The 12,240-nt window shown below is 65.2% G+C and carries 10 protein-coding genes; 4 read left to right on the top strand and 6 right to left on the bottom strand.

Going from position 1 to position 12,240, the window contains the following annotated elements:
- Positions 1-400: 400 nt before the first annotated feature.
- Positions 401-1,096, bottom strand: coding sequence for a hypothetical protein (locus tag QZY44_RS24545; protein ID WP_295454328.1), 696 nt, complete (start codon positions 1,094-1,096; stop codon positions 401-403).
- A 788-nt stretch (positions 1,097-1,884) separates the two neighbouring features.
- On the opposite strand from QZY44_RS24545, the gene QZY44_RS24540 reads away from it, so the two are divergent.
- The gene (locus QZY44_RS24540) at positions 1,885-3,855 is read left to right on the top strand and encodes a tetratricopeptide repeat protein (protein WP_295454326.1); all 1,971 of its coding nucleotides are present in this window, start codon (positions 1,885-1,887) and stop codon (positions 3,853-3,855) included.
- 14 nt (positions 3,856-3,869) lie between these two features.
- Here QZY44_RS24540 and QZY44_RS24535 read toward each other — a convergent pair whose 3' ends face one another.
- The 4 genes from QZY44_RS24535 to QZY44_RS24520 form a co-directional block, all read right to left on the bottom strand.
- Positions 3,870-4,766: a class I SAM-dependent methyltransferase gene (locus QZY44_RS24535; protein WP_295454324.1), complete on the bottom strand. Its 897-nt coding sequence runs from the start codon at positions 4,764-4,766 to the stop codon at positions 3,870-3,872.
- A gap of 84 nt (positions 4,767-4,850) precedes the next feature.
- Positions 4,851-6,164, bottom strand: a complete 1,314-nt coding sequence (locus tag QZY44_RS24530) for an MFS transporter (protein WP_295454320.1) — start codon at positions 6,162-6,164, stop codon at positions 4,851-4,853.
- Positions 6,154-7,173 carry a UDP-glucose 4-epimerase GalE gene (gene galE, locus QZY44_RS24525; RefSeq protein ID WP_295454318.1) on the bottom strand — a complete coding sequence of 340 codons (1,020 nt, stop codon included), beginning with the start codon at positions 7,171-7,173 and terminating at the stop codon, positions 6,154-6,156. The genes QZY44_RS24530 and galE overlap by 11 nt, the downstream gene beginning before the upstream one ends.
- 89 nt (positions 7,174-7,262) lie before the next feature.
- The gene (locus tag QZY44_RS24520; protein WP_295454316.1) at positions 7,263-7,943 is read right to left on the bottom strand and encodes a VTT domain-containing protein; all 681 of its coding nucleotides are present in this window, start codon (positions 7,941-7,943) and stop codon (positions 7,263-7,265) included.
- 262 nt (positions 7,944-8,205) lie between these two features.
- On the opposite strand from QZY44_RS24520, the gene QZY44_RS24515 reads away from it, so the two are divergent.
- Positions 8,206-9,309 (top strand): phospholipase A, encoded by a 1,104-nt coding sequence (locus QZY44_RS24515; protein ID WP_295454314.1) that lies wholly within the window; start codon positions 8,206-8,208, stop codon positions 9,307-9,309.
- A gap of 3 nt (positions 9,310-9,312) precedes the next feature.
- On the opposite strand, the gene QZY44_RS24510 is transcribed toward QZY44_RS24515, so the two are convergent.
- Positions 9,313-10,338: an alpha/beta fold hydrolase gene (locus tag QZY44_RS24510; RefSeq protein WP_295454311.1), complete on the bottom strand. Its 1,026-nt coding sequence runs from the start codon at positions 10,336-10,338 to the stop codon at positions 9,313-9,315.
- 191 nt (positions 10,339-10,529) lie between these two features.
- Between QZY44_RS24510 and QZY44_RS24505 the strand changes: the two genes are divergently transcribed.
- Positions 10,530-11,780, top strand: coding sequence for a lipoprotein-releasing ABC transporter permease subunit (locus QZY44_RS24505; protein ID WP_295454308.1), 1,251 nt, complete (start codon positions 10,530-10,532; stop codon positions 11,778-11,780).
- A partial coding sequence (locus QZY44_RS24500) for an ATP-binding cassette domain-containing protein (protein WP_295454306.1) occupies positions 11,773-12,240 on the top strand: 468 nt, incomplete at its 3' end. The genes QZY44_RS24505 and QZY44_RS24500, both read left to right, overlap by 8 nt.

Genomic DNA, 12,240 nt, shown 5'->3' with positions numbered 1-12,240 from the left:
TCATCGCGGGACTTCGGGTTAAACTGGATGGCGGCAATATCCTGTTCACCGAGTTTCAATTGCGGGGCGATGATTTGGCGCATGGGCTCTTCGAATGGCGAAGTTTATGATGACTCATTGCAGTGGACGGCTTGGCGCATTTACGAAATTGCGACCGCACCCCACCGGACCCAGAAAATCCATCGGTTACCGCTTGGTATCATGTCCCATCGATCAAGGGCGGCGCCAAACTTCAACCATGGGGTCAGATTATAACAGATTGAGCGAGAAAGTTTTTTGCGGTTTCTGGCCAGGCACAATCTAACAAGAAATCGGTAGCGGCAGACTTCCCGGCGTGCTCGGTCAGCGGTAGACCGCGGCGCGCCGGGCTGCATGCGAGCGAGGGATTGATTGGCCTCGATCAGACCCCAAGAACCGCCCGCTGGATTGCCGTCCATTCGCCGTGGGGCTGGCTCTTGTCCCACCAGCGCAGCCGATACTCACGGGTCTCGTGGGTGTTGCCGGCGGCCAGCGGGCGCTCGTCCAGATAGGGCTTGACGGTATCGACGGCGAGAAATTCCCAGTCACCGCCGTTGATGCGGCTCTCGATCCAGATCCCATCGTGCCGATACTTCTTGAAATCGATGCGCACCCGGGGGCCGTCCGGCCCCAGTTCGACGGTGACGAAAAATTCCGGGACCGGATGCTCCACGGTATCGGCAATGGCGATGATACCCAAGTCCTTGCCGATCGACTCACTATATCCGGCCGATGCCTTCATCCGGACAACCTGGCTGAACAGACGCCGCTGCATACCGGGCGCGGGGGCTGGCGGGGCATTGGAGAAGTCCGGCGGTTGCAGGTGGGCGATGGTGTCGGTGCTGCTGCCGGTGATCATCGCCGACTTGACGGCGGTGAGCCGCTTGAGATAAGTCTTGGCCGCGGGATGGCATTCTTGGATGAGCCAGATCCAATAACGCAGATCGAGCAAGGTCCCCGCCAGCTCCTCGGCACTGATGCCGCACGCCAGGGCATGCAGCGAAATCTTCACTGAATAATTCGCGAGCCACTGGGCCTGCGCGGCCTCGGTGGTGGGAAAGAACGTGTTGCTGCTCATGCGATCAAGACCTCCAGTCGGACGTTGAAGGAATGCCACGAGAGTCTTTGGCGGGCTCCCGCGCCAGTTAGTGAGTCACTGAAAACAACACCCCATCCACTCTTGAAATCTATGCCGCCAGAAAATGCTCAAGGAGCGGCAGAATCTGTTGCATGGCGCCGCTGAGCGATTTCTTGCCTCACTGAAGTCTTGAGATTTCCCTGAAACTCTTTTTGGGGCTCACAAAAACTGTTCCGGACTTCCAAAAATCGCAAATCCCGAACAAGTGAGATTTATCTATCAGATACAATTCGATGCGGCTTGCAGGAAAAGCAGTTAGGAAACACGGAAACACTTTCCGGCAGCACCCGCGAGCTTTCCGGGCTAACGCGGCCGGGCTCGGCGCCGTCCGCCCAGTCTTCAGGGTACTCACTGCCGATGATCCCCCCGCGCCAAAGACCTTGGAGGAGACTCCAAAAAACCGGCGGGAGGGACCAGACGGCAGGCGTGAATCCCCGAGCGCCGGATAGGACCCCCCGGAAGGCCGATGGCCTCCCCGGCGCAGCGGACGGCGGCTAGGCGACTGTGGCAACAATCACGGCCTAGCGAATAGTTTTACTGATTTTAGACCGGCATTTGCACAGGTCAAGAGGCTAATGCATTATAATTTAAGTAAGATTCTCTGATCTGTCCGCGGCAGAAACGCCAATCGGCACGCCGCTGTCCAGTAGCGATGATCAGTGCCCGGCACCACCAGGCTTCCGTTAAACTGGCAACCCAATCAACAGGCCAACCACAAAGGAACCCCGGTGCCAAAAAAGCCGTCCAAAACCACCCAGGCCCAGGGTCGGCAGCCCGAACCGGCCCAATCGAAGGCCGTGGAGCGCCTGATCGGCGCCGGCGATTTTGCCCAGGCCAGCGTGCGGGCGCGCGCCCTGGTGCAGCGCTTCCCGGATCACGGCGGCACCAACCGGCTGCTGGTGGATGCACTGTATCAGGCCCGCAATCAGGCAGCCGCGACCCTGGCGGCCTACCAGTGGGCGGAGCGTCGACCCACCAGCCAGATGGCCCAAGAATCGCTCTTCCAACTCGCCCTCGAGAGTGAATATGCCCTGCTGGCCTCCCGGGCCGCCGGACGGTTGACCGACCTGGGCATCGCGGCGAACCGCTTCCAGCCCGACGCTGCGGCCCTGGATGAGATGCTGCAACAGCCCGACGGCACCCGGGCGACCCTGGAGGACATGGAGCGCTTTGAAATCGGCAAGCTGCACATGGAGGCCCAAGACTTCGGCAGCGCCGTGCGGATACTGGAGGGCGTTGCCGTCACCCCGGCCCGCAACAACCGGGCGCTGGCACTCTTCCATCTGGGGCGCAGCGAGGATGCACTGACCGCCGCACTGGAGGCCTGGCAACAGGACGCGGGCAACCTGTTCGCCCTCGGCTTGGCCCTGCAATTGCGCCTGTATCGGGGCGATGAGACCGGCGCCCGCGGGCTCGCGGTGCCCTTGGCCCAGGCCGAGGCGCGGCGCATCGAGGATGCCCAGGCGCAACTGGCCGCCCTGCTGCTGATCTGGGAAGACCAAGCCGCCTGGGACGCCTTTGAGCGCAGCAGCAAGGCCCCGTGGATCGGGGAGGCGACCGGCATCCCGGAGGCCATGCGGCTACTCTATGGCGCCGGTGCGGCCAGCCGACTGGGCCATGGCGATCAGGCCCGGGCCCTATGGAAGCGCGCACTGGCCCGGCACCCGGGGCTCGCGGCCGCCCGGGAGAACCTTGACGCGCTCAAACGCGATGGCGTACCGCCCCCCTACCCGGCCTTGTTCGACCTGGGCCAAGTGTTCCCCATCGGCATCATGAGCGCGCTGCACGCGCGTGACGCCGCGGTCCTCCTCTCCCGCATCGACCGCTTGGACATCAACGATAGCTATCTGGAGGCAATCTATCTGAGCGGCGATGAGCGGGTTCGGGGATTCGCCGCACACTTTTTGCAACACCGACTGGGGCACACGGCCCCGGCCACGGCGGGGCCGACCACCCGGCGGGCGGCAACCATCCTCCGCGACCTGGCGCGGCTGCCGATCGGCACCACGCAGGAGCGTCTCGGGTTCCTCAACGTCCTGCGGCAACGCAAACTGCTCGCCGCAGACCAGGCCGTTAAGTTTTGGGACGGTACCGCATTGCAGGAGATCCAGTTGGTCTCGACTGAGATTACTCGGGAACCCGTACCGAGTGACCTTCCGAAAAACCTCCGGACCCTGCATGATCAATCATTGCTTCACTTGCGGGCCGGTCGGCTCGATGCGGCCGAAGCGGCCATCAACACCATCCTGGCGCGCGTCCCCGACCACCAGACCGTCCTGGGCAATCTCGCAGCGCTGCGCGGCCGTCAGGGCCGGGGTGAAGAGTGTCGGGAACTGCTGCGCCGGGTCATCGCGATCCATCCGGACTATCTGTTTGGTCGCTGCAACCTGGCCGGTTTACTGATTGAGGACGGCGAGCTGGACGCGGCCGCGGCCTTGCTGGAGGGACTGGCCCAACGCCCGCAGCTACACATCCAGGAACTCTTTACCCTCCATGGCGTCATGGCGATGCTTTACCGCGCCCGCGGCGAAGACCAAGCCGCCGCCACCCTCATCGCCACCCTGGAGGGGTTGGTACAAGACGAGGATGACGAGCGGCTGCTGACCCTCGCCAAGGCGCGCGTGGCGCGGGCGACGACTGGCGGGCGTCTCAAGGCGGCCTTAGGCGCCTTCATCAAGCGCAAAACGGGCTTGGTCTGACCGCAATGGCTCGTCTATGACGGCTTACGCACGAAGTAGCGGACATCCAGATCGCGCAACCCCTCCGGCGGCCAAGCGCGGTACGCCGATCGCGAGACCCGTAGGCGTGGCAGAAAATTCGCAAAATAGGCCTCGTCAACCTTGAGCGGACAGTGTTCCTCCAGGATGTGAAAGCCCGCGCGCTCAAACAATTGCCTCAGCTCGCGCGGGCGCAGCTGGCAACCGCACTCACCGTAGCATTCATCAAACTCCCGGCGAAATTTCTTCGGCGCCAGCAGCAGCAACTCCAGCGGTCGCTGCAGCGCCCGATGATCGCGGAAATCCACCTGATGCGACCCATAGCCACCGGGCCGGGTAAGGCGCCACAGCTCGGCGAAGACCTGCGCGTGGTCGCGCACATGTTCGAACACGGCATTGGAGAATACCGCATCAAACGTGCCGGCAGCAAAGGGCGACAGGTTCTCAGCGCCATCCGCGGCCCGCAGCAACACCGCGGGCGGATAGTCGCGTGCGGCGATGACGGCGTCCAGCGGAACAAGCGAGGTGGCGATTGCTTCCTGTTTGATCCGTTCGCGCAGCGCCGCATAGAATTGACCGTGATAGTCATCCTCCCAGGGCGCGAGAAAAAGGTCGGCCACCGCGACACGCGCGCCCATACAGGCCAAGGTCAGCATGATGCCGAAATTCCGACCGGGCCCCAGTTCGAGCAGCCAGGCGCCATTGAGGGCAATGCCTACCTGTTCAAGGAAGCGGCAATAGACCTGCGCATTGAATACCGCGTAATCGACATCGTGCGCGATGGTTTCGGCGTCGTGCGGGGGGCGGCGGAAATTTTCCGGTAGAGCGGGCGGCGGCCTGGCTACACGCCAACCCGCGTGCAGGATCTCGTGTGGCCAGGCGCGCAGCGGCAAGCCGCCAATTCGCGCGACGAGCCGTTTCGTCCGCGGTATAAGATTGATTTCCATTATTTTCCGGCTGTGCGGACCGGGCCGCGTCTAGTGTGAAACCAAGGTCAAATTCCGGCACCGCGTCTCCCGCACCAACAAGGAGGCCAGCAAGGCCAGCAGCGCAAAACCGCAGGAGAGCCAGAGCCCATTACGGTAATCGGTGAGTGCATAGTGCCGCACGCCCGCGATCAGGGTCCCGTCCCAGGTGAGATCCATGGCCCAGCCGAAGGCGGGCTGCATGATCGCTGCACCCAGGAAGAGCCCGGTATTCACGAGCGCGATGGCCATCCCGGCCACCCCCGGGGGCACCACCTCCTTGGCGGCGACATAGCCGACCACGAAGCCGCCGGTGCCGAGCCCCAGCAGGGCGAACAGCCCGAGCCCAGTCCAGCCCGGTCCCCAGGACGTGAGGGTTAGCCCAAACCAGGCCAGTACCGCCAGGGCGCAGGCCCCCACGATGACCGGCTTGCGCCGACCCAGATGGTCCGAGAGCGCGCCCATCATCAGACACCCCAGCGCGAACCCGGCCAGGGCCACCGTGGTGTAGAGCGACGCAGCGGTGCGCTCCAGCCCGAACCCGTCCTGCATCAGTTTTACCCCCCAGAGCCCGACAAAGGCAAACAGGCTGCCGGTCACCCCGAACATCATGAAAAACACCGGCCAGACCGCGGGTGTCGCGAAGACCCCGCGCAGATCCAGGAGCCAATGCTGGTGGCGCGCCGGGTGGGGCGCCAAGCCCTCCATTTCACGCACCGATACAAATCCGGCGTCCTCCGGGCGGCTGCGCACGACGATCACCGTGAGCACCGCGGTCGCGAATGACAGCACACCGATACCGACAAAGACGGCACGCCAGGACACGGCGGAGACCAGGAGCGCGAGCGGACCGGCCGCCAGGATGGCGCCGACATTGCCGAGCAGCAACGTGGCCCCGCTGATGGCACCGGAATAGCGCTCGGAAAACCACTGGGTGTTGCTGCGCATGAGGCCGACGAAGACCACCGAGACCCCGAGCCCGACCAGAAAGCGGCCGATGGCGGCGACCTCGAAGGTCTCCGCCAGCCCGAACAGGACCGACCCCACCCCCGCCACCACACACGCCAGGGCGACCCCGACACGCGGCCCCAAGGTGTCCGCCAGGACCCCGGCCGGGATCTGCATGGCGGTATAGATGTAGTAATACATGGCCGCCAGTGAGCCCAAGGCCGCCCCACTGGTGTGGAAGGTGGCCATCAACTCACCCGCCACCACCCCCGGCGCCATCCGGTGGAAGTACACCGTCATGTAGGCCAGGATCAGAATGGCATAGATACTCCAGCGCAGACGCTGAAAGCGCCGCCAGTCAGTGGCATCAAGTGGCATCGCCGAATCCGTCGGGGTTCTCCCGCTGCCAGCGCCAGGCGTCTGCCACCATCTCATCGATCCCGAACTGCGCCTGCCAGCCCAGTTCGTCGCGCGCCCGCGTCGGGTCGGCGTAGCAGCTGGCGATGTCGCCCGGCCGCCGGGCGACGAGCTCGTAGGGGATCGGCCGACCACTCACCCGCGCAAAGGCGGCGATCATCTCCAGCACGCTGTAACCGCGCCCGGTACCCAGGTTGTAGACCCGGGTGCCTGAGTTCCCGGTCAGCCCGGCGAGCGCCGCCAGGTGTCCCCGCGCGAGATCCACCACATGGATGTAGTCCCGCACCCCGGTGCCGTCCGCGGTGGGATAGTCGGCGCCGAAGACCCGCAGTCGCGCGCGCTTACCCACCGCCACCTGGGCGACGAAGGGCATCAAGTTATTGGGGATCCCGTTGGGGTCCTCGCCGATACGTCCGCTGGGGTGAGCGCCGACCGGGTTGAAATAGCGCAGCAGGACGCAGTTCCAGGCCGGGTCGGAGACGTGCAGGTCGCGCAGGATCTCCTCGATAAAGAGCTTGCAACGCCCATAGGGGTTGGTGGCGCAGAGCGGGGCGTCTTCGCGGATCGGCAGCGACGCGGGGTCTCCGTAGACGGTGGCCGAGGAGCTGAAAACGATCGACCTGACCCCGGCCGCCGCCATCGCCTGACACAGGGTCAGGGTCCCACCGAGGTTGTTGTCGTAATAGTTGAGCGGCATCTGCACCGACTCGCCCACCGCCTTGAGCCCGGCGAAGTGGATCACCGCGTCGATCGGGCGGGCGCGAAAGACCGCATCCAGCGCGGCCCGGTCGCGCAGGTCCGCCGTGACGAAGTCCAACCCCCGCCCGGCGATCTCCTGCACCCGGCGCAGGGACTCCGCTTTGCTGTTGCACAGATTGTCGACGACCACCAGCTCATGTCCCGCCGCCAGCAGCTCCACGCAGGTGTGGCTACCGATATAACCGGCACCGCCGGTGACCAAAACACGCATCCTCGCCCTCCCCTGGAAGCTTCAAGAGCCGTGAGTGTAGCCCAACCAGGCGACCGAGGCAGGCCCACGGCGGCACGGCCGGCGCGACCCTAGGGGCCACCCGGCGCTAGGTGCATCCGCCCCAAGACCTGCCGGGCCAGCAACGGGAAGACGCCCAGTAAGGCCAAGGCGCCGATCAGCCCCGGCGAGAAGACCTCTGACAGGTTGTGCACCTGCGCGAGCTCGGTCCCGGCGTGCGCACAGATCAGGATACGCGAAGCCATGCCGAGTTGGGTCACCCAATAGAAGGTGCGGGTCCTCATGGGCGTAAGGCCCATCACCAGGTTGATGACGAAGGCGGGAATGACCGGCGCCAACCGCAGCGAAAAGAGATAAAAGGCCCCATCTATGGCAATCCCGGCGTTGACCGCCGCCAGTCGCTCACCGAATTGACGTTGCACGCGCTCACGCAGGATGAAACGCGAGAGCGAAAAGGCCAGGGTGGCGCCACCGGCGGCGGCGAAGGAGGCGATTAGTGCACCCTTCCAGAACCCGAACAGGGCGCCGCCGATCAGGGTCATCAGCGCCCCGACCGGCAGGAACAGAGTCACCAGCATAAACAGCCCAACATAGCCGCCAATGACCAGCAAGGGGCGCTGAATATACCAGGCGTCGAACGACGCGTGGTTCGCCTGAAAGGCTTCGAGCGTCAGCTGTCGGTGCAGACCCAGGGCAAAAAAGGCCAGGATCAGTGCAGCGATGGGGATCAACAGGGCGAAGCGTTTCATCATGTCAGATTACACGAAAAGTCAGATGCTCAGGCCAGCGCGGCTGCCACTGAGGCGCGGTCCGGCGCAGCCAAGCCCCAAGCGGCAATCGTCGGTTCCTCGGACGCCTATGTGCGGTATAGCACGGTGGGCGCTTCGCTGCCTGGTGTAGCGTGGCGGCCCGGACCCCGCGATTATCCCGAATCGGGGCACTGCACTCAAGGCAAACCGATGATGAAAAGATGTTTTTTACCTATCGCAGCGGATTCACGCAGGCTCCTGACACATGGCTAGACCATCAGCACGAGAACACTGCGTCATAGGGCTGGCGCTCATGCTGGGGCTGGGCACTGGAATTTCCGGAATCGCTCCGGTCGCCGCCCAGGCCCTCAAACCGACCATCGCCGATTGTGCGGTGATCGCCCACGGCGGGGAGCGGCTCGCCTGCTATGACCGGCTCAGTGGGCGCGTCGCCGGTGCCCCGGAACAGTCGCGGGCCGCCGCGACCCGTACCGCCGCGGCGGCACCGGGGGCGCCACTGACGACCCCACCCGCGGCGGTGAAGACGGCGACCACCCTGGACCCCACCCCGCTGTCGCTGATCGATAACGCCTGGGGCTTCAACCCCAACTCCGACCGCTTCAGCATTGCACTCTATCGCCCCAACTATGTGCAGGTTGCACGCTATTCCGATCGACCGAACAATGTGCCGTTCCAGGCCCTGTTCAGTAGCGCGCGCAACCCCAACCCCCAGCTGGACCCGACCGAGGCGCGCTTTCAGTTCAGCTTCAAGGCGCGGCTGTGGGCGACCGATAATCGCCGTTTCGGGGTCTGGGTGGCCTATACCCAGCAGAGTCAGTGGCAGGTCTACAACAGCGCACTCTCGAGCCCCTTCCGCGAGAACAACTACGAACCCGAAGTGATAGCGAGCTTCCGCCCCAATGTCGAATTCGGCGGTTTCAATTGGCGCCTGCTCAATATCGGCTACAATCACCAGTCCAATGGCCGCGCCAATCCGGTCTCGCGCAGCTGGAACCGGATCATCGCCGAATTCGGCATCGAGCGCGGCAATTTCGCCCTGCTGGTCAGGCCCTGGTATCGCATCCCGGAAAGTTCCGGTCGTGACGATAACCGGAACATCCTCGACTATTACGGCTACGGCGATCTCACGGCGATCTACAAGTGGCGCGGCCACAGCTTCCAACTCATGGGACGCGGCAATCCCAGTACCGGGAAGGGCGCCGCCCAATTCTCCTGGACCACCCCGCCGTTGCTCGGCCCGCTGCGCGGCTATGTCCAGGCCTTTGCGGGTTACGGCGATAGCCTGATCGATTACAATTGGAATCAGAATGCCATCGGCATCGGCGTGACATTGAACGACCTGCTCTAACTCCTACTCGCGCTCATGCGCGGAATGCGCCATCGCCCGCCAGTCGCGTAGCGTCGCCAAGATCGGCGCAATGGCCGGCGGCGCCGAATCACCCGGCCACCACCGTCGCAGCAGACCGCGATGGGAGCCGGTGAGCACTACCGGCGCCGCCCCGGCGGGGAGTCGCGCGGACTCCAGGGTTACCAGGCCATCGCCCAGACCAGCACCGATGACGGACCACCAGGCCGCCGCGGGACCCGGCGGGGCCAGCAGTTGGCCCCCGATCGCGCGGACCGGCACCGACGCCGGCCACGGCCGGGCGTTGAGCGTCTGGAGAAAATCGCTCCCCGGCCGCAGGTCGATCTTGGCCTCGCCGGTGCCGTCGCGCAGGGCCGCGAACAGCGAGAAGGGGCGCCCCTGGCCGGTCGGAAACTGGTCGCGCAGTTCCAACCAGACGCGCAGCCGCGCCCATTCCGAGCCCTGGTTGGGGGTGCCGACGAGGATGACACCAGCGACGGGCGGCCCCCCAACCCGCGGCGGCCCACCCACCGGATGGCGCCAGCGTGAGACGAAATCCCGGGCGACCAGCCCACCCATGCTGTGCCCGACCAGGAACACCGGGCGGCCGGCCGGCAGCACTGACCAGTGCTGCGCCAGATAGTCGGCGCTGCGATCGATGCCCTGGTCGTTGGGGTAGCGGAACTCCCAGACCGCGAAGCCAGCGGCGCCCAGGACCGGTGTCAGGTCGTCCCAGATGCCCCCGGGCTCGTCCAGGCCGTGAATCAGCAGGACCGGATCACCCGCTGCCGCGGCAGGCAGTATCCGCGGATAGAGGCCATGCCAACCGTCGTCCGCGGCCATCTCCCGCGGAAACCAGGCCGCCAGCCGGTCATGGACCAGGACACGCAACCGCCGCTCGTCCCGTGGGTGGTCCTCCGCCCACCAGGTCCAAAGCGCCGCAGCGCCGAGCAGTGACAGCAGGCCGACGCCCACGAACCGCACCAGGCGCCGTCTGGTTGCAGAACCGCAGTACCAGGGAATCAGTCTCATCTTACACTCGGGTGTTGGCTTACCCCCTCGTGGGGCGGCGGCCGGGTGATTATAAAGCGGAACCCAGGGCGATCCCGCGGCCGTCAGGCGGTGCCCGAACGCCTCGAGGCCGGCGTCGGCCGCCGCCTGGCGATGCCGACCGCCGCAATTTCCGAACGGCGCGCCAGCCTTTGTGGTTAAATTCCACCCCTATGTTTCATCCTATCCCGCTCTACATCGGCCTGCGCTACACCCGCGCCAAGCGCCGCAATCACTTCATCTCGTTTATCTCCTTGATTTCCATGCTGGGAATCATGCTCGGCATCATGGCGTTGATCGTCGTGCTGTCGGTGATGAACGGATTCCATCAGGAGATCCGCGAGCGGATACTCTCGATGGCCTCCCATGCGACCCTGAGCGACCCCAACGGCGGCGGTATGGTGGAGTGGCGGGACGTGCTCGCGAAGGTCCGCGCGCATCCCAAGGTCGTCGGGGCCGCCCCCTTCGTCGAGGTCCAGGCCATGCTGGTCGGACCCTCCAACGTCAGCGGCGCACTGGTGCGGGGCATCCTGCCCAAGGAAGAGGACCAGGTGGCGGAACTGCGCCGCCAGATGTCCCGCGGCTCAGTGGACGAACTCAAGGCCGGGGACTTCAACATCATCCTCGGCCGCGACCTGGCCCAGTACCTTGGAGTCGGCGTCGGGGATCGCGTCACAGTCGTCACCCCCCAGGTAAGCTCCACCCCGGTGGGGGTCATGCCCAGGCTCAAACGCTTTACCGTGAGCGGCATCTTCTCGGTCGGGATGGCTGACTACGACCGCAGCGCCGCCTTTATCCAGTTGGACGACGCCGCCAAGCTCATGGCGTTCGGCGACGCGGTGTCCGGGGTGCGGCTGAAGCTGACCGACATGTGGGAGGCGCCCAAACTGGCCCGCGAGATCGCCTACGACATGAGCGGGATGTACCGGATGGTCGACTGGACCCAGGTCCACGCCAATTTCTTCCGGGCACTGGCGATCGAGAAGCGGATGATGAGCATCATCCTGTCACTGATCGTCGCGGTGGCGGCGTTTAACATCGTCTCGGCCTTGGTGATGGTGGTGACCGACAAGCGCGCCGACATCGCCGTGCTGCGCACCCTGGGTGCCTCGCCGCGCAGCGTGATGGGCATCTTCATCGTCCAGGGGACGGCCATCGGCTTGGTGGGGACCATGCTCGGGGTGGTCGCCGGGGTGCTTCTGGCGTTGAACCTGGAACCCATCATCGGCGGCATCGAAACGGTCTTCGGCGTCCGCTTCCTGGACCCGAGCATCTATTACATCAGCGAACTGCCCTCCGATGTGCACTGGCAGGATGTGATCACGATCGCCGTCTCGGCCTTCCTGATGTCGATCCTCGCGACCATCTACCCGGCCTGGCGCGCCGCCAAGACCCAACCGGCGGAGGCGCTGCGCTATGAGTAGCACCACCGTGATCGTAGACGCGCCAGACAGTATCCCGGCGGCCGTGCTGGCCGCCGAGGGCGTCGGCAAGACCTTCAGCCAGGGCCCCCAACCAGTGGAGGTACTACGTGGCGTGACCCTCCAGGTACCGGCCGGTGCACGGATCGCCATCATCGGCGCCTCCGGCTCGGGCAAGAGCACGCTGCTGCACTGCATCGGCGGTCTGGAGCGGCCGACCACGGGGCGCGTGTGCTGGTCGGGCGAGGACGTGAGCGGGCTCTCGGAGGCGCGGCGCGGGCGGCTGCGCAACCGCCAACTGGGCTTCGTCTACCAGTTCCACCACCTGTTGCCCGAGTTCAGCGCGCTCGACAACGTGGCAATGCCGCTGCGCATCCGCCGCCTGGCGCCCGACGCTGCGCGCGCGCAGGCGCAGACCGTGCTGGCGCAGGTGGGCCTGGCCGCGCGCGTGGCGCACCGGCCG

Origin of the sequence: uncultured Thiodictyon sp., assembly GCA_903837595.1 — a bacterium.
Taxonomy (GTDB): domain Bacteria; phylum Pseudomonadota; class Gammaproteobacteria; order Chromatiales; family Chromatiaceae; genus Thiodictyon.
Note: the sequence above shows the minus strand (reverse complement) of the source record. Positions and strands in the feature narration are given on the sequence as shown.